The sequence below is a fragment of the Mesorhizobium sp. CO1-1-11 genome, from assembly GCF_020164995.1.
Taxonomy (GTDB): domain Bacteria; phylum Pseudomonadota; class Alphaproteobacteria; order Rhizobiales; family Rhizobiaceae; genus Mesorhizobium; species Mesorhizobium australicum.
On record NZ_JAIUHE010000013.1, the window covers coordinates 165,108 to 182,571 of the forward strand.

The 17,464-nt window shown below is 64.1% G+C and carries 18 protein-coding genes; 12 read left to right on the forward strand and 6 right to left on the reverse strand.

From position 1 onward, the window contains the following. Positions 1-185: 185 nt before the first annotated feature. Positions 186-398, reverse strand: a complete 213-nt coding sequence (locus LB554_RS17410; protein WP_015316174.1) for a cold-shock protein — start codon at positions 396-398, stop codon at positions 186-188. 275 nt (positions 399-673) lie between these two features. On the opposite strand from LB554_RS17410, the gene LB554_RS17415 reads away from it, so the two are divergent. Further along, positions 674-1,000: a hypothetical protein gene (locus LB554_RS17415; protein ID WP_224585834.1), complete on the forward strand. Its 327-nt coding sequence runs from the start codon at positions 674-676 to the stop codon at positions 998-1,000. 23 nt (positions 1,001-1,023) lie between these two features. Here LB554_RS17415 and LB554_RS17420 read toward each other — a convergent pair whose 3' ends face one another. Then, positions 1,024-1,593, reverse strand: a complete 570-nt coding sequence (locus LB554_RS17420) for a methylated-DNA--[protein]-cysteine S-methyltransferase (RefSeq protein ID WP_224585836.1) — start codon at positions 1,591-1,593, stop codon at positions 1,024-1,026. Between the two features lie 181 nt (positions 1,594-1,774). Between LB554_RS17420 and LB554_RS17425 the strand changes: the two genes are divergently transcribed. The 5 genes from LB554_RS17425 to LB554_RS17445 all read left to right on the forward strand — a co-directional run bounded on the left by LB554_RS17425 (position 1,775) and on the right by LB554_RS17445 (position 6,363). Next, positions 1,775-2,707 carry a lytic transglycosylase domain-containing protein gene (locus LB554_RS17425; RefSeq protein ID WP_140617759.1) on the forward strand — a complete coding sequence of 311 codons (933 nt, stop codon included), beginning with the start codon at positions 1,775-1,777 and terminating at the stop codon, positions 2,705-2,707. A 5-nt stretch (positions 2,708-2,712) separates the two neighbouring features. Continuing rightward, positions 2,713-3,201: a GNAT family N-acetyltransferase gene (locus tag LB554_RS17430; protein WP_140617760.1), complete on the forward strand. Its 489-nt coding sequence runs from the start codon at positions 2,713-2,715 to the stop codon at positions 3,199-3,201. A 114-nt stretch (positions 3,202-3,315) separates the two neighbouring features. Then, positions 3,316-4,584: an ABC transporter substrate-binding protein gene (locus LB554_RS17435; RefSeq protein ID WP_224585838.1), complete on the forward strand. Its 1,269-nt coding sequence runs from the start codon at positions 3,316-3,318 to the stop codon at positions 4,582-4,584. 80 nt (positions 4,585-4,664) lie between these two features. Then, positions 4,665-5,537, forward strand: coding sequence for a carbohydrate ABC transporter permease (locus LB554_RS17440; RefSeq protein WP_224585906.1), 873 nt, complete (start codon positions 4,665-4,667; stop codon positions 5,535-5,537). Position 5,538: 1 nt separating this feature from the next. After that, on the forward strand, positions 5,539-6,363 hold the full coding sequence (locus LB554_RS17445) for a carbohydrate ABC transporter permease (protein ID WP_224585840.1): 825 nt from the start codon (positions 5,539-5,541) through the stop codon (positions 6,361-6,363). Between the two features lie 14 nt (positions 6,364-6,377). Here LB554_RS17445 and LB554_RS17450 read toward each other — a convergent pair whose 3' ends face one another. Then, entirely contained in the window at positions 6,378-6,716 is a 339-nt protein-coding gene (locus tag LB554_RS17450) for a hypothetical protein (protein WP_224585842.1), read from the reverse strand. A 153-nt stretch (positions 6,717-6,869) separates the two neighbouring features. On the opposite strand from LB554_RS17450, the gene LB554_RS17455 reads away from it, so the two are divergent. From LB554_RS17455 to LB554_RS17480, 6 genes are all read left to right on the forward strand, one after another. Further along, positions 6,870-7,613: a DUF899 family protein gene (locus tag LB554_RS17455; RefSeq protein WP_224585844.1), complete on the forward strand. Its 744-nt coding sequence runs from the start codon at positions 6,870-6,872 to the stop codon at positions 7,611-7,613. 272 nt (positions 7,614-7,885) lie between these two features. Further along, a complete protein-coding gene (locus LB554_RS17460) occupies positions 7,886-8,839 on the forward strand; it encodes a YihY/virulence factor BrkB family protein (RefSeq protein ID WP_411962635.1) in 954 nt (317 codons plus the stop codon). 124 nt (positions 8,840-8,963) lie between these two features. Next, positions 8,964-9,521: a DUF4142 domain-containing protein gene (locus LB554_RS17465; protein WP_224585847.1), complete on the forward strand. Its 558-nt coding sequence runs from the start codon at positions 8,964-8,966 to the stop codon at positions 9,519-9,521. A gap of 373 nt (positions 9,522-9,894) precedes the next feature. Continuing rightward, the gene (locus LB554_RS17470; RefSeq protein ID WP_224585850.1) at positions 9,895-10,359 is read left to right on the forward strand and encodes a cupin domain-containing protein; all 465 of its coding nucleotides are present in this window, start codon (positions 9,895-9,897) and stop codon (positions 10,357-10,359) included. A 97-nt stretch (positions 10,360-10,456) separates the two neighbouring features. Further along, positions 10,457-10,849 carry a RidA family protein gene (locus LB554_RS17475; RefSeq protein WP_140721848.1) on the forward strand — a complete coding sequence of 131 codons (393 nt, stop codon included), beginning with the start codon at positions 10,457-10,459 and terminating at the stop codon, positions 10,847-10,849. Between the two features lie 146 nt (positions 10,850-10,995). Continuing rightward, positions 10,996-11,784, forward strand: a complete 789-nt coding sequence (locus LB554_RS17480; protein WP_224585852.1) for a type I restriction enzyme HsdR N-terminal domain-containing protein — start codon at positions 10,996-10,998, stop codon at positions 11,782-11,784. A 367-nt stretch (positions 11,785-12,151) separates the two neighbouring features. Here the strand turns inward: LB554_RS17480 and carB are convergent, their stop codons facing one another. The 3 genes from carB to LB554_RS17495 all read right to left on the reverse strand — a co-directional run bounded on the left by carB (position 12,152) and on the right by LB554_RS17495 (position 17,350). Next, entirely contained in the window at positions 12,152-15,643 is a 3,492-nt protein-coding gene (carB, locus tag LB554_RS17485; RefSeq protein ID WP_224585856.1) for a carbamoyl-phosphate synthase large subunit, read from the reverse strand. A gap of 197 nt (positions 15,644-15,840) precedes the next feature. Continuing rightward, a complete protein-coding gene (locus LB554_RS17490; RefSeq protein ID WP_224585908.1) occupies positions 15,841-16,674 on the reverse strand; it encodes an SH3 domain-containing protein in 834 nt (277 codons plus the stop codon). A gap of 319 nt (positions 16,675-16,993) precedes the next feature. Beyond that, the gene (locus tag LB554_RS17495; RefSeq protein WP_140617775.1) at positions 16,994-17,350 is read right to left on the reverse strand and encodes an ArsR/SmtB family transcription factor; all 357 of its coding nucleotides are present in this window, start codon (positions 17,348-17,350) and stop codon (positions 16,994-16,996) included. Positions 17,351-17,464: the final 114 nt, after the last annotated feature.

A 17,464-nucleotide genomic window follows, 5' to 3' on the forward strand; every position in this document is an offset into this window, starting at 1 on the left:
GGCGGGATAAATCCCGCCTTCCCATTTCGGTAGCCTGATTGGGAGCGTCCGGTCCGGGCTGGCAGCTATCTGCTGTTCCAGCTTGTCGGGTCTTTCCGCTCCGGCGCGCTTCTCGCGCGACCGTCAGTACATCCGTGACTTGCCGCGCGCCCCGAACTCTCGTCCGGCGCGCGCCATTTTCAAAATCAGGCTGCCTTGCTCAGAGAACCAGCGGACGACTTGCCGGTGCGGCGGTCCTGCTCGATCTCGAAGTTGATCTTCTGGCCTTCGACCAGGGTCGACAGTCCAGCGCGCTCGACAGCCGAGATGTGGACGAAAACGTCCGCGCCGCCGCTGTCAGGCTGGATGAAGCCGAAACCCTTGGTGGCGTTGAACCACTTGACCGTTCCAGTTGCCATAAAAATAGTCCTTCACATTTGCTTTGGTATGACCGGACCGAAGTCCAGCCGGTGTGCATCGAGATTTTGGAGATAGACGTCAGCAAACGCGAAGATCGCGAGGCCCGGATCGATCGGCCGAAATATCAATGGGGCTGATATAGGCTGCTTTCGCACAAAAAACAAGACTGCGTGAAAACGTCGTGATCCGGGGCCGCCCAACGACCGCCCCAATCTGGTGAAACCGTGGCGCAAGATCGTGCCGTCCCGGGCGGCGGATCGAGGGGAGAGCGACCATGAAAACCATCCTGCTTGCCGCCTGCCTCACGCTGCTGGCCGCCCAGGCGCAGGCCATCTCGCGCTACGACCCCACACGTCTGAGCTGCGGCAAGGTCCAGTCGACGATCGCGCGCCAAGGTGCGGTTATCCTTCGCTATCAGTCGAACCGGGTGCCGGGGCTGCCGCTCTATGACCGCTATGTGCAGAGCCAGCAGTTCTGCACCATGGGCGAGGTGCGGACACGCGCCTATGTGCCGAGCGCCGACACCAAGTCCTGCCCGGTGTACAACTGCAAGCGGCCGGACAATGAGCATTTCAGGCATCGATTCATCCGGCGCCATTAGCACCCGGGAGCGGCTTACTGCTCTCAAAAGCCGAAGGACACCTGCGCCGGCGGCGGCGGGCCGACATGCACGCCTTCCATGGCCAGCATCTTTTCCTTGGTGGTCGAGCCGCCGGGCGCCGAGAAGCCGCCGATCTTGCCGCCGGCGGCAAGGATGCGGTGGCACGGGATGACCAGCGGCACCGGATTGGCACCCAAGGCGGCCCCGGTTTCACGCGGCAGGCCGGCATGGCCGGCGCGCTTGGCGAGTTCGCCATAGGTAGTGGTTTCGCCGTAGCCGAGTTTTCGTGCCGCGTCGTAGATGGCGAGGCGGAAATCGTCGATGCCGTCGAGGTCGACGGGAAAGCCGGTGAAATCGACGTCCTCGCCCGCGGCGTAAGCCTTGATCGAGGCGATCAGTTCGACCACCCATGACGGCCGGGCCGTGGAGGCGGAAATACCGGCATGGCGCATCAGCCGCCGCTCCACCGCTTCGCGGCTGCGTTCGGGCAGGCAAAGCCGGATCAGGCCCTTTTCGCTCCAGGCGATGCCCATGAAACCGATCACTGTTTCTAACACTGCGTGGCCGGCCGTGATCGAAGATGTCGTTTCCATGCTGCGCTCCTTTCCGCAAAGCGGCGAAATCCGGGATTCCTGCCGGTACATATCAGGAACAATATGGCATCGCTGCCTGCATCCCGCCACCCGAAAACCACCAGATGGCCCCGATTGCTACCCAGGAATCGCTGGTGTAAGGAAAATCTTAACACCCGACAAACCGGACACCGAACGCGGCTTGCCAGCAAAACAAACCCTTATCGCCATCGGCGTGATCGTGGCGGCTGCCGGCATCAGCGGCTGCACCTCGACCTCGCAGATGAAGGCCGCGCCGTCGCTGACCGAAACCGCGACCGTTGCCGGCAGCGATGCCGGCTTCACCATCCCCTTGCCGGAAACGGTTTCGGTGCTGCCGCAATCCTCCGGAATCAGCCCCGTCCAGACCGCCGAGTCGACTCCAAGCGCGGGTACACCGGCCCTCGATGCCGTCGCCCAGCCGGCCGCGGCGACCGCGGCCTTTGCCGGGGCGACCCCAACCGCGCCTGCCGTGCCCGCCGTGATGGCCGCCAATGCCTGGCAGGCGCCGGCCCCGGCGAAAGCCGGCCGACCGATCCAGTCGGCGGAGACCTATACGACCGCCGGGCTCATCGTGCCGGCGGTTGCCAAGGGCGGCCAGAAACTGCCTGGCGTGCAGCAGGTGGCCTATGTCGTGCCGCAGAACCCTGCCGCCCTGGTGCAGTTCCCTTCGGAGCCGGTCGAGCCGGAGCAGCATGCGACCGGCATGCGCGGCGACGTCGACCGGCTGATCGTCAAATACGCCGCCTTCTACCAGGTGCCGGTGGATCTGGTGCGCCATGTCGTCAACCGCGAAAGCACCTACAATCCCAAGGCCTACAACAATGGCCATTGGGGGCTGATGCAGATCAAGCACGCGACGGCGCGCGGCATGGGCTATGATGGGCCGGCCAAGGGCCTGTTCGACGCCGAGACCAACCTCAAATACGCGGTCAAATATCTGCGCGGCGCCTGGCTGGTGTCCAACGGCAACGCCAAGAAGGCCGACTGGCTCTACCAGACCGGCTATTATTTCGACGCCAAGCGCAAGGGCCTGCTCGAGGCGACCGGCCTCGGCGTCGACCGCAAGCGCGGGCGCCTTCAGCCCGACGCCTGAGCGCGATGCCCGAACCGCGCCCGCCGGCTCCGAACGACATCCGGCTGCGCAAGATCCTCGACGAGACACTCGTTCCACCGCATTGGCCGGACGGCTTCGTCATGCGCTCGTTCGAGCGCGGCGACGCGCTGCCCCTGCATGCGTTGCTGGGCGAAGTGTTCGACGACGGCACGGACGGCCCCTTCGACGAATGGTGGCCGCGCATATCCGAAGATCCCCAATTCGACCCGGCGCTGTGTTTCCTCGTCATCGACGCCAAGGGCAGGCTGGCGGCGGCTGCACTGTGCTGGAGCTCGGCGTTCGTCAAGGATCTGGCCGTTCATCCAGAAGCGCGCGGCAAGGGTGTCGGCGAAGCGCTGATGTGGCACGCCTTCGCTATTTTTCGCGACCGGGGCGCCGCCCATGTCGACCTCAAGACCAATACGCTCGAGAACCCCGCCGCCGTGCGGCTCTACGAGCGGCTGGGCATGAGGCCCGTCGCCTGGGAAGGCTGACTGGCGGCGATGGCTGTTCGGGAACCCAAGGCGCTGCTCCGCATTCAATGAACGGTGGGGTCTGACCGGCTGCCGGTGCCGTGCGCCGCCGGCTGCCAAGGGAGATCCGCCGCGATGAAGCTTTTCCACGCATGGCTGGCGTTGAGCGTCGTTGTCGTGCTCGCGGCGGGTCCGGCGCGCGCGGTCGAGCTGTCGATCGTGTCGGGCGACACCGGCAACGGCCTCAAGGTGCTGCGCGAGATCCTCGACCGCTATGAGAAGGAGAGCGGCGACACGGTCACCATCGTCGCCATGCCGTCGTCGGGGACCGACCAGTTCGGCCAGTACAGGCTGTGGCTCGCCGCCGGCAACAGCGACGTCGACGTCTACCAGACCGATGTCATCTGGGCGCCGCAGCTCGCCAGCCAGTTCGTCGACCTGACCCAAGCGACCAGGGATGTCGTGGCCAGGCATTTTCCGTCGATCATCCAGTCGCAGACCGTCGACGGCAGGCTGGTGGCGCTGCCGATCTTCACCGATGCGCCGGCGCTCTATTACCGCAAGGACCTGCTCGACAAATACGGCGCCAAGGTGCCGGCCACCTGGAAGGAGCTGGGTGACACCGCCAGGCTGGTGATGGACAAGGAGCGGGCGTCGGGCAACAGGGATATCTGGGGTTTCGTCTTCCAGGGCAACGCCTATGAGGGGCTGACCTGCGACGCGTTCGAATGGGTGGTGTCGAATGGCGGCGGCCATATCGTCGAGCCGGATGGCGCGATTTCAATCAACAACCCCCAGGCGGCGGCCGCGCTCGACATGGCCAAGGCCTGGATCGGCACCATCGCCCCGCCCGGCGTGCTCGCCTACCAGGAAGAGGAGGCGCGCGGCGTGTGGCAGACCGGCAATGCGGTCTTCATGCGCAACTGGCCCTATGCCTATGCGCTGGGCAACAGCCAGGGGTCGCCGATCAAGGGCAAGTTCGATGTCGCACCGCTGCCGGCGGGCACGGGCGAGGGCGCCCGGCCGGCCGCGACGCTCGGCGGCTGGAACCTCGCGGTCTCGAAATATTCCAAGCACCCGGATGCCGCGATCGAGCTGGTCAAGTTCATCGCCTCGCCGGCAATGCAGAAATACCGCACGCTCAAGACCGCCAACCTGCCGACCATCCAGGCGCTCTATGATGATGCCGACATCGCCCGGCAACAGCCCATCATTCCACACTGGAAAGAGGTCTTCCTCAATGCCGGGCCTCGGCCCTCGGCGGTGACCAGGAACAAGTACAACGAGGCGTCGAGCCAGTTCTGGAACGCCGTCCACAAGACCTTGTCCGGCGAGGGCAGTGCCGCCGACAATCTGGCCGACCTCGAAGCGACGCTGACCCGGCTGAAAGGCAAGGGCTGGTGAGCGCGCACCCGGCCGATGCGCGCTCTGGTTCGAGCCTGACGCGCCAGCGTGTGCGCTCGGCATGGCTGTTTCTGGCGCCGATGCTTGTGGTGCTCGCCGCCGCTGCCGGCTGGCCGCTGGCGCGCACGGTCTATTTCAGCTTCACCGACGCCTCGCTGTCAGACCTCGACGCCCGGCAATGGGTCGGCTTGGCCAATTACGTCTCGGTGCTGCGCATGCCGAGCGGGCGCGTCATCTACGACGGGCTGCTTCTCGACCCGGTCTGGTGGGGCGCCGTGTGGAACACCGTGCGGTTCGCGGCGGTTTCGGTGACCTGCGAGACGATCCTCGGCATGGTCGTCGCCCTGGTGCTCAACGCCGAATTCCCCGGCCGCGGCATCGTCAGGGCGGCGATCCTCATCCCCTGGGCGATCCCGACCATCGTCTCGGCGAAGATGTGGCAGTGGATGCTGAACGACCAGTTCGGCATCATCAATGTCGTGCTCGTCAACCTCGGGCTGATCGACCACAAGATCGCCTGGACCGCCAGCGCGGATACGGCGATGGCGGCGGTGCTGATCGTCGACATCTGGAAGACGACGCCCTTCATGGCGCTGCTGATCCTGGCCGCGCTGCAGATGCTGCCGCGCGAGATCATCGAGGTCGCCAGGCTGGACGGCGCCAATCCCTGGCAGATCTTCTGGCGGGTGACCTTGCCGCTGATCCGCCCGGCGGTGATGGTGGCGGTGATCTTCCGCGCGCTCGATGCGCTACGGATCTTCGACCTGATCTACGTGCTGACGCCCAACAATGCGCACACCAAGTCGATGTCGGTGTTCGCCCGCGAGAACCTGTTCGAGTTCGACAAGTTCGCCTATGGCTCGGCCGCCTCGACCCTGCTCTTCCTCATCCTCGCTCTGCTCACCATGCTCACCATCCGCATCGGCCGGCTAAGCCTGGACGGAGGCCGCTGAGATGTGGCTGCTGAAGCGCATAGGTTTTTATCTGCTGGTCGGAGCAATCGTGCTGATCGCGGTGTTCCCGTTCTATTACGCCATCGTCACCAGCCTCAAATCGGGGACCGAGCTGTTCCAGGCCGACCTGTGGCCGAAGGCGCCCAGCCTCGGCAATTACCGCAACGTGCTGGCCGAAGGCGCCTTCCTGCGCAACCTGCTGAACTCGCTCGTGGTTTCGGGTGCGGTGGTGGCGCTGTCGCTGTTCCTCGGCGTCACCGCGGCCTACGCGCTGGCGCGTATCCGTTTTCGCGGCCGCTCGGCATTGCTGTTCGCCATCCTGTCGGTCTCGATGTTCCCGCAGGTGGCGGTGCTGGCCGGGCTGTTCGAGCTGGTGCGGCTGTTCGGCCTCTACAATTCCCTCCTCGCGCTGATCTTCTCCTACATGATCTTCACGCTGCCGTTCACCGTCTGGGTGCTCACCGCTTTCGTGCGCGACCTGCCGGTGGAGGTCGAGGAGGCGGCGATCCTCGATGGCGCGACGCCGTGGATCATCATCACGCGCATCTTCCTGCCGCTGATGTGGCCGGCGCTGGCGACCACCGGGCTGCTGGCCTTCATCGGCGCCTGGAACGAGTTCCTGTTTGCGCTGACCTTCACCTCCAACGACGCGCGGCGGACCGTGCCGGTGGCGATCGCGCTGCTTTCGGGCAATTCGCAGTTCGAAATCCCGTGGGGCAACATCATGGCCGCCTCGGTGATCGTCACGGTGCCGCTGGTGATGCTGGTGCTGGTCTTCCAGCGCAAGATCGTCTCCGGCCTCACCGCCGGTGGGGTCAAGGGGTGAGGGGCGGTCGGCGTTCAGATATCGGGCGCGCTGCCGATCTTCTGCTTGATCTCCAGCGCCCAGGCGCGGCCCTCGTCGCCGCCCCATAAGAGCCAGGCGATGGTGCCGGCCGAAGGGTTTTCCTCATTGCCGTAATTCTTGCCGCGCTTGTCGACCTCGTGGCGGGCAAAGTAGCTGACCATGCGGCGGATGGTGGAAGGCGCCAGCTTCTCACGGTTCTTCAGCTCCGTCGCCCGCGCCACGCCGATCTCGGTGCCGCCACGGCCGAACTGCTTGCGCAGCCGCAGGCCCTTGGCGGCATTGTCGGCCACCACTTGCGGGCAGCGCAGGTCGATCTCGTCGGCTTCGTGCATTCTTCTCTCCACTCGCAGCTGTAGCCGATAACGGGGATGTGGCAAGGCCGGGCCTGTCCCGATGCGAAATGTCGGGACCGGTTCCGGCCAAACGTCCTTGGGTCGCAGAGCAACCGCGCCGGGACGCCGGCGCGCGGAACCAAGGAGCCGATCATGATCACCTTTCCCAACGAATCCGCCAGATACCGCACCGCGCGCGAAAAGCTGCTGAACAAGGAAATCGAGCTGCGCCGGGCCATGGAAGCCGTGGCCGAGGCACGTCGCGCGCTGCCGCCGGGCGGGCTGGTGCCGCAGGATTATGTATTCGACGGGCTCGATGAAGCCGGCAAGCCCGCCAGGATAAAACTGTCGGAGCTGTTCGCGGCCGGCAAGAACACGCTGATCCTCTACAACATGATGTTCCCGCGCCATCCGCGGGAGACGCGCGACGTCGCGACCAGCGGCGGCACGGCAAAGCTCGCCCGGCCCGACCAGCCATGCCCGTCCTGCACCGCCCTGCTCGACCAGTTCGACGGCGCGGTCGGCCATCTCGAAGCGGCCGGCTTCAACTTCGCCGTGGTGGCCAAGACGGCGCTGGAAAACCTCGTCACGCTCGGCCGCGATCGCGGCTGGCGCAACATGCGGCTGGTGTCGTCGGCCAACAACAGCTTCAAGCGCGACTACAATGCCGAGGATGCCGACGGCGCGCAGATTCCGCTGCTGTCGGTGTTCCACCGCGACGCTGACGGCATCAGGCATTTCTGGTCGTCGGAACTCGGCTTCGCGCCGACCGAGCCCGGCCAGGACCCGCGCGCCATCGGCACCTGTGAGATCCTGTGGAACCTGATGGATTTCACGCCGGAGGGCCGGCCGAATTTCGGCGAGCAGCTGCAATATGGCGAGGCGTGCTGCCACTGAAGCCGCTCGGTCCGCACGCTTCAGTTCCGAGTGGCACTTCAGCACATGGTCGCCGTCGGTCTGTTCGATGAGGTAGGCGGGCTCGTCGGGCGAATGCCTTGCGTTTGATCCGTGTCCTTGATCCGCGCATCACGTGGCTGCTGGAACTCTCACTCAAGTCGGCCGGAACATCGGAAGATCCGCTGCATTGATAGGAGACGGTTTGCGACCCGCTTCACGGATTAGACGTGCGCCCTGCAGTTAAAGACGTATGGGACTTGGTGCGAGAAAGCGTGGTTGGCTTTGTCAACGACAATGCCCTTAGCCATGGCGCGGCGATGGCGTTTTATGCCGCCACGTCGCTGGCCCCGGTTCTGATAATCGTCGTCGCGATAGCTGGCATCGCTTTTGGTCATGACGCGGCACAGTTGGCCTTGTCTGCTCAGATATCGGGGCTGATGGGCCGCGAAAGCGCGGCGCTGCTTCAGACGGCGCTCGAAGGGGCATCCAGCAAATCATCGGGGACCCTGGCGGCCCTCATCGGCGTGGCCACTCTGCTCGTCACCGCCTCCGCGGTGTTCGGCGAGATGCAGCAGGCCCTGAATGCAATATGGAAAGTTGAAGCGAAAGGGGATTCGCTGTCGCGTCTCTTGCGCGCGCGTGCGGCAAGTCTCGGTCTGGTCGCCGCCCTCGGCTTCATGTTGCTGGTGTCCCTGGCGGCGAGCGCGGCGGTCTCGGCTCTGGGCAGCGTGATCAGCGCTTATCTGCCGTTCGGCGAATTTGTTCTGAGCGCCATCAACACCCTGATTTCCTTTTCCCTGATCTCCGTGATGTTTGCCGCGATCTACAAAGTGCTGCCGGACCGTGCCTTGCAATGGCGGGATGTCGGGATCGGTGCCGTGGTGACCGCCGCTCTGTTCACGTTGGGAAAGTCGCTTATCGGCTGGTATATCGGCACGAGTGCGATCGCGTCGTCCTATGGTGCGGCCGGAGGGCTGCTCGTCATACTGCTCTGGGTCTATTATTCATCGGAAATCTTTCTGCTCGGTGCGGAGTTGACGCGCGCCTATTCCGTTCGCCGGGGGAGCAGGTCCGACCTGGACGGGTTGGTTCAAAATGCTCCGGCTCCGGAAAGCCTTGTTCCAATGCACCGAAGCCCCGGCTCTTCGGGCTTCGTCCCCTTGTTGGCGGTGGCGTGCGTGAGCGCGACGATGACAGCCTTTCTGCTGGGGCCTCGTCGTCCGTAGATCCTGCCGCGGTCGCAAGGCTGCTTTCCCTTCTACGGCGCGACGAGAAGGGACACGGCTGGCAACCTCGCCGCATCTGCGGCGTTGGACTCCTCGAGGGAACCATTCCGATCGGAGACGCCAGATGAAAATGCTCCTGACCATGGCCGCCGTCGCGCTGACCGCCGTCGCGCCCGCCGCCCTTGCCCAGACGAACGGCACCAATTCGAACGCGGTCGCGCCCATGTTGCCCGACAGCAAGGTCGACACCCCGACCTTTGTCGCCACCGTGCCCAGTGCCAATGAATTCGAGATCCAGTCGAGCAAGCTGGCCGAACAGAAATCCGCCTCGGCGGACGTCAAGGCCTTCGCCGGCCAGATGATCAAGGACCACACCAAGGCCGGCGAGGACTTCAAGCAGGCGCTGAGCAAGGGGCAGACCACCGCCTCGATCAAGCCCGCCGGACCCGCGCTGCAGCCCAAGGACCAGCAGATGCTGGACCAGCTGAAAGCCGCCAGCGGCAAGGCGTTCGATGAGAAATACGTCATGATGCAGACTGAGGCCCACAAGCAGGCGGTCGCCCTGTTCAGCACCTATGCGAAATCGGGCGACGGCCCCGCGCTGAAGGAATTCGCCAAGAAGACGCTGCCGACGCTGAAGATGCACGAGAAGCACGTGAAGGAGCTCGGCGCGGTGCATTAGGGGCTGGGCGAGTTGTTCGGTCAAGGACAGGCCATCCTTCTGGTTGGTGGAGACCTCCTTCATTTCGTCATCCACGGGCGGAGCAAGGAGCGCAGCGACGCGGCGCAGACCCCTGGAGCTGCTCCGCAGCCCAAGGGATCCATGCCGGACTTCAAAGCGTCGCTACAGTTCGTAATTCTGTTCCGCTGCGTCCCCGATTAATGTCGCGGCATGGATCCTGGGGTCTCCGCGACGCCGCTCCGCGGCTGCTTCGCCCTAGGATGACGAAGTTGGGGTGTCAGGCGCTCTACCTCTGGCAAACCAGCAGCCGCAAGAAGGCCCTGTGCCTCCACCGGCCATGCGCTAGACTGCCGCCTCACCTCGGGAGCATCCCATGCCCAAGATCGACCTCGCATCCGTGCCAGTGCGCAAGGGCTCGGGCTACCCCGCACCCTTCGACGCCCCGTGTGCCGACCGTACGCGCCGGCGCCTCGGCGATGCCGGCGGGCTTACCGATTTCGGCGTCAACCTGGTGACATTGCCACCCGGCGGCTGGTCGAGCCAGCGTCACTGGCACAGCCACGAGGACGAGCTCGTCTATGTCTTGGAAGGCGAACTGGTGCTGGTCGAGGATGGTGGCGAGACGCTGCTCAAGGCCGGCGATAGTGCTGCCTTCGCCAAGAACAGCGGCAATGGCCATCACATGATCAACCGCTCGCCGGTCACGGCGCGCTACCTGGAAGTCGGCTCGCGCTCTCAGGACGATGTCATCACCTGCTCGGACATCGACATGATGAGCCCGAGTTCGGACGGGCGCTTCCTGCACAAGGACGGCACGCCTTATCCGGGGCAGGGATGAGGGCAATCTTGGGCAGGAGTGACGCCTGGACCATATCCCGCCGCTGGCGTTCGCCCGGCAGCCCGCTAAGCTCCCTGCCAACCCAGGGAGGACACCCATGAAGAAAGAAGTCATCGAAGTGCCCGTCATGTCGGACAAGGTGCGGGCGCTGGGCCTGCCCTGTTCGACGGCGGTGCGGGCCAACGGTTTCGTGTTCATCTCGGCGACGCCGCCGGTGGACATGGTGACCGGCGAGATGGTGCGCGGCGACATCGAGGTCCAGACCGAGGCGTCGCTGAAGGCGCTGAAACACTGCCTGGAAGCGGCCGGAACCTCGCTGGAAAACGTCGTGATGGTGCGCATCTACGCCGTCAATTCCGGCTTCTACAACGCGATAAACAGGGTGTATGCCCGGTATTTCAGCGTGAACCCGCCGGCGCGGAGTTTCGTGCCGGTGGCGTCATGGCCGATGGAGTTCGATATCGAGATTGAGTGCGTGGCGGTGGGGTGAGGGCAGGCCGCATAGCGGACGAAAAAGCCAATTGCTTGGCCTTTCGCGCCTCGGATGCCCTGAACCTGAGCACATAGCGTAATTTTTCACTTGTCTTTCAAGTAAACTCGTCCTCAATTCCCGTCGGGGATAGGGAGGGTGAGTCATTGAATATATTACCAAAGAAATTTGTCGAACGCGTTGCGTCTAATCTGAAGAAGTACCAGCGGATTGCGTTGGCTCAGCAAAAATCCGATGTCGCAGAGGCTGATACGGTTACCTTGGTCAAGGACATTCTCGCTGATGTTTTTGGCTATGACAAATATGACGAACTGACGTCGGAACACCAGATCAAGGCGACATACTGCGATCTTGCCATCAAGATCGCAGGAAAATTGCGATTGCTTGTCGAAGTGAAATCAGCAGGCAGCAGCTTGGCCGATAACCACCTGAGGCAGGTTATTGACTACGGGGCTCACCAAGGCATTCACTGGGTAATCCTGACCAACGCGGTCGAATGGCGGCTGGTCCGTATCTATGTGGCAAACCAGATCAGCCATGAAGAAGTTTGCCGTATAGTACTGGCGGATGTAAGTCCGAAGAACGAGGATCATTTGCAGTGCCTTTTCCTATACGCCAAGGAAGGGCTGACGACCGACGCGATGGACGCATTTCACCAGCAGGCCCAGTTGTTCAATAAGTTTACTGTATCTGCGATCATACGGTCGGATGCGGTCATCTCAGTGGTGCGTCGGGAAATCCGGAGACTGTTTCCTGACATCAAAGTCGGCAACGAGAACCTCTCGCTGATGGTTGAAAATGAAGTGATCAAGCGGGACACGATCGAAGGAGACAAAGCCAAGGAAGCGGTCGCCAGAATGCGAAAGGCGCTGAACAAACTGGAACGAGCTAAGAACAAGGCTACGAAAGTTGTTGTCGCCGATGTCGCGAGCTAGGCTCCAAAAAGCACCTGAGACCTCTGTGGGTTGCCCGCATGGGTGGAGTGGCGATGTTCGCCGTCTTTGCCGCGTTGCCCCGACTGGCAGCCGCCGAATGCCCGGATATTCCCATGGCTGTGGCCGGTCCTATGACCGGGGATTGGGCACTCATGGGCGACGAAATGCGGCGGGGTACTTCGCGAAAGGCGATCGGCGCGAGCCTGACGTCGCGATGTACGTCTGGACGAAACAGGCGAACGGTGGCCTGTCGCTGGAGTCGATAAAATAGGGCCGCTTGGCAGTCTAATTTGAGATGTAAGCGCTGCCCCTCATCCGCCTGCCGGCACCTTCTCCCCGTTGAACGGGGAGAAGAGAGCCAATCACCTCAGGCAAAATACTCCTGCAGCGGCCTGACCTCCAAACTCCCCGCCTTCAGCGCGGCGATCGCCTCGGCCACGGCCGCAGCCCCCGACAGCGTCGTGTAATACGGCACCTTCTGCATCAGCGTTGCCCTGCGCAGTGACTTCGAGTCCGACACCGCCTTCTGGCCGTCGGTCGTGTTGAAGACGATCTGGACCTGGCGGTTGCGGATGGCGTCTTCGATGTGGGGGCGGCCTTCCAGGACCTTGTTGATCTTCTCGGCGACAACGCCGTTTTCGGCGAGGAAGCGCTGCGTGCCTGAGGTCGCCAGCACCTTGAAGCCGAGGCCGGCGAGGCGCTTGACCGCCGGCAGGATGCCTTTCTTGTCCTCGTCGCGGACCGAGACGAACAGTGTGCCGGAGCGGGGCAGGTCGACGCCGGCGCCGAGCTGGCTCTTGGCGAAGGCCAGCGCGAAATCGCGGTCGAGGCCCATGACCTCGCCCGTGGAGCGCATTTCCGGGCCGAGCAATATGTCGACGCCGGGGAAGCGGGCGAAGGGGAAGACGGCTTCCTTGACCGCGATGTGGCCGGGGTTCCTGGGGTCGGGCATGGCGCCGTAATGGGCGAAGGCGTCTTCCAGCGTCTCGCCGGCCATGATGCGGGCGGCGATTTTGGCGATCGGACGGCCGATGGTCTTGGCGACGAAAGGCACGGTGCGCGACGCGCGCGGGTTGACCTCCAGCACATAGACCGTGCCGTCCTTGATCGCGTATTGCACGTTCATCAGCCCGCCGACATTGAGCGCGCGGGCAAGGGCCGCCGTCTGGCGTTCCAGCTCGTCGACGAGGTCCGAGGGCAGCGAGTGAACCGGCAGCGAGCAGGCACTGTCGCCCGAATGGATGCCGGCTTCCTCGATGTGTTCGAGAATGCCTGACACGAAGGTCGCCTTGCCGTCGCAGAGGCAGTCGACATCGACCTCAATGGCGCCGGAGAGGTAGGTGTCGAACAGCAGCGGGTTCTTGCCCAGCAGCGTGTTGATCTGGCCGGTCTTGTCGTTGGGGTATTTCTGCTTGATGTCCTCCGGCACCAGGCCGGGCACGGTGTCGAGCAAATAGGACTGCAGCATGCCCTCGTCATGGATGATCTGCATGGCGCGGCCGCCGAGCACATAGGAGGGGCGTACCACCAGCGGAAAGCCGAGCTCGCCGGCGACGAGGCGGGCCTGCTCGACCGAATAGGCGATGCCGTTCTTCGGCTGGCTGAGGTTCAGCTTGTGCAGGAGTTTCTGGAAGCGATCGCGGTCTTCGGCCAGATCGATCATGTCGGGCGAGGTGCCGAGGATCGGAATGCCTGCCTTCTCCAGCGCGTCGGCCAGCTTCAGCGGCGTCTGGCCGCCGAACTGGACAATGACGCCGACCAGTTCACCCGAGGCCTGCTCGGCGCGCAGGATCTCCAGCACGTCCTCCGCCGTCAGCGGCTCGAAATAGAGCCGGTCCGAGGTGTCGTAGTCGGTCGACACGGTCTCGGGGTTGCAGTTGATCATGATCGCTTCATAGCCGGCGTCGCGCAGCGCGAACGCGGCATGGCAGCAGCAATAGTCGAACTCGATGCCCTGGCCGATGCGGTTCGGGCCGCCGCCGAGGATGACGACCTTCTTGCGTGCCGAGACCTGCGCCTCGTTGGCGAGCGCGCCGGCGAAGGGCACTTCATAGGTCGAGTACATGTAGGCGGTGGGCGAGGCGAATTCGGCGGCGCAGGTGTCGATGCGCTTGTAAACCGGATGAACGTCGAGCTTTTCGCGAGTCTTCTGAACGACTTCGGCGTCGGTCTTCGTCAGCGAGGCGAGGCGCGCGTCGGAGAAGCCCATCGCCTTCAGCATGCGCAGATTGACGGCGTCGCCTGGAATGCCGTGCTCGCGGATGCGGGCTTCCATGGCGACGATACCGGCGATCTGTTCGAGAAACCACGGGTCGATCTTGCACATGGCGTGCACGTCTTCCAGCGAGGTGCCCATGCGGATCGCCTGCGCCACCATGCGCAGCCGGTCGGGCGTAGGCGTGCCCAAGGCGGCGCGGATGGCGTTGCGGTCATCGGCGCTGTTGGTCGCGCCGAGGCCGGGGATCTCGATCTCGTCCAGGCCGGTGAGGCCGGTCTCGAGACCGCGCAGCGCCTTCTGCAAAGACTCCTGGAAGGTGCGGCCGATGGCCATGACTTCGCCGACCGATTTCATGGCGGTGGTCAGCACCGGCTCGGCGCCGGGGAACTTTTCAAACGCAAAGCGCGGGATCTTGGTCACGACATAGTCGATGCTCGGCTCGAACGAGGCGGGCGTGGCGCCGCCGGTGATGTCGTTCTCCAGCTCGTCCAGCGTGTAGCCGACGGCAAGCTTGGCGGCGATCTTGGCGATCGGGAAGCCGGTCGCCTTGGAGGCGAGCGCGGACGAGCGCGAGACGCGCGGGTTCATCTCGATGACGACGAGACGGCCATCGGCCGGGTTGACGGCGAACTGCACGTTGGAGCCGCCGGTCTCGACGCCGATCTCGCGCAGCACCGCGATCGAGGCGTTGCGCATCATCTGGTATTCCTTGTCGGTCAAGGTCAGCGCCGGGGCGACGGTGATCGAGTCGCCCGTGTGCACGCCCATCGGGTCGATGTTCTCGATCGAGCAGACGATGATGCAATTGTCCGCTCTGTCGCGGACGACCTCCATCTCATACTCCTTCCAGCCGAGCACGCTCTCCTCGATCAGCACTTCGGTGGTCGGCGAGGCGTCGAGGCCGGACTGGACGATGTCGTAGAATTCGGCCCTGTTGTAGGCGATGCCACCGCCGGTGCCGCCCATGGTGAAGGACGGGCGGATGATGGCCGGCAGGCCGACATGGTCGAGCGCCTGGGCCGCGATCGCCATGCCGTGGCTGATATAGCGCTGCTTGCGGTCGCCTTCGCCGAGGTTCCAGCGGGTTTCCAGCGCGTCGAGTTCGGCGTCGAGATTGTCCGGCTTCTCGGCCTTCAGCGCGGCGCGCTCGGCCTCATGCGTCTTGCGGTCGGCGTTCTTGACGTCGGTGGCGTTGGCCAGCATCGACTTCGGTGTTTCCAATCCGATCGTCTTCATCGCCTCGCGAAACAGCGCGCGGTCCTCGGCCTTGTCGATGGCATGCGCGTCGGCGCCGATCATCTCTACTTGATAGCGCTCCAGCACGCCCATGCGGCGCAGCGACAAAGCGGTGTTGAGCGCGGTCTGGCCGCCCATGGTCGGCAGCAGCGCGTCGGGCCGCTCCTTGGCGATGATCTTGGCGACCACTTCTGGGGTGATCGGCTCGATATAGGTGGCGTCGGCCAGTTCCGGGTCGGTCATGATGGTGGCCGGGTTGGAATTGACCAGGATGACGCGAAATCCCTCTTCCTTCAGCGCCTTGCAGGCCTGGGTGCCGGAATAGTCGAATTCGCAGGCCTGGCCGATGACTATGGGGCCGGCCCCGATGATCAGGATCGACTTGATGTCGGTGCGTCTGGGCATGTCTATGAATTCCGTTCGGCAGCGGGCTTGCACAAAAAACCGGGACGGGAAGACCCGGCCGGTTGTGCTCGCGATTCTGGTATCAGGCTAGGAGGGCCTTATAGGGAAGAGTTTTGCCCGATGTAACCCCGAAAATGCGGGTACGCGTGCTAAGCAAACAAGCGCCTCATTCCCTCGCGCCGGCCCCTTGAGCGTGCCTAATCCCCCAGCACCACCGTGTCCGTGATCTCGAACCGCTCCGACACGCCGATGCGGATCATGTTGAGTTTGCCTTCCCGGGTGAAGCGGAACTCGCTGCCGGCGTCCGAGCTTGCCGGCAGGCCGGCAGTGAAGGAGATGACGCGGCTGCCGCCATCGGGCCAGGTCACGGTGACGTCGGCCTTGTCCGTGCCCTTGTGCGTCACGCTCGCCGCGCAAGGCGCCATGGGCTGTCCAACGTAGCGGGCGCAGGGAATTTGCAGGCCGGCATCGCCGGCCGTGGCCCCGGTTGGCTCTTCGGCCGCGGGTCCGTTTTCAGCCGCAGCCAGCGCCAGGCCATAGGCATCCTGCATGGCGATCTCCGCCGCGGATTTCGGCGTGGCTTCGGGGCTGGCCGGTTGGTTCGCGTCACCCAGCCGAGCGGTCAGGTCGGGTGCATCGGGCGTCGCGGCGGCTTCGGTGGCCATGGCGGGCGCATCCGCGGCCTCGTCGGGCACGGTCGCCGGATTGAGGGGAACGAGGTAGCGCGCGGGAGCCCAGCCGGTGGCTTTGGGATTGTCAGACTCGACCTTGCACCAGGGATGGCCGTCAATGTCGTTGCAGCCGAGGTTCCGTACGCTCGCACCGGCCGCCAAGCGGGCCTCGGTCTTGCCGATCGCCGACGGCTTGGCGCGCACATTGAGCAGGTCGTCGGGGGCGAGCCCGGTGACAACGGAGATAAAGGGACCTTCTTCCGCATGGGCCGGGACAACAGCCGGCCACGCCGCCATCAGCAGCGGAACCGCAACCAGCGCATGCAAACCTGTTCGGAGCGTAACTGTGCGCCTCATCATCTGGCCGTGCGCCGATACTCGAAATTCCATGCCGCGGCCATCTTGCCACACGTTAGGCCGATTCTATAAGGGACGACGCGCCGCCATGTAAGCCGGAAATTGAGGCTAATCATGACGGCGGACCGGCCCGCCGCCTCGTGGTGTACTCGACGGCGATCGTCTCGAAGCGATCCGGCTGGCCGGCGCCGCCCAATGTAACGATGTCGTAGCGGGCTAACGCATTTTCGAGGGGGCTCCACAGGCTGGCGAAGGACTGGTCGAAAGGGCGACCCTGACAGGGACATGAGTTCCTCCCGCTTCGCGAGGGAAAGGAAATGCGTCAGGCCGACACTTCGATGTCGTGGCCGCCGACGGCCGGCAGGGCGGCGTCGTCCGCGGCAGCCGCGATGACGCTGTCGAGCAGGCCGGGGAAGCGGGCGTCGAGATCGGCGCGGCGCAGCGTGATCATGCGGTTGGTGCCGACCACTTCGGCGCGGGTGACACCGGCCTCACGCAGTTTGGCGAGGTGGTAGCTCAGATTGGTCTTGGAGCCGAGATCGAGGAAGCGGCTGCAGTTCAGCGGCACGCCTTCCTTGCTGGCGAGATAGCGCACGATCGCAAGCCGCGTCGGGTCGCCGAGCACGCCGAGCACAATGGGCAGGCTGATCTGGTCCGTATTGGGGTGTGGCAAGGTCATGGCTGGAACCTAAGCACAGTTCGGGCCGATTTCAACGCGTCGATCCTGCCCGGTCCATACACACTGTTTCTCCAGTTCATGGCCGTCCTGACACAGGGCTGTCAGCATGGTTAT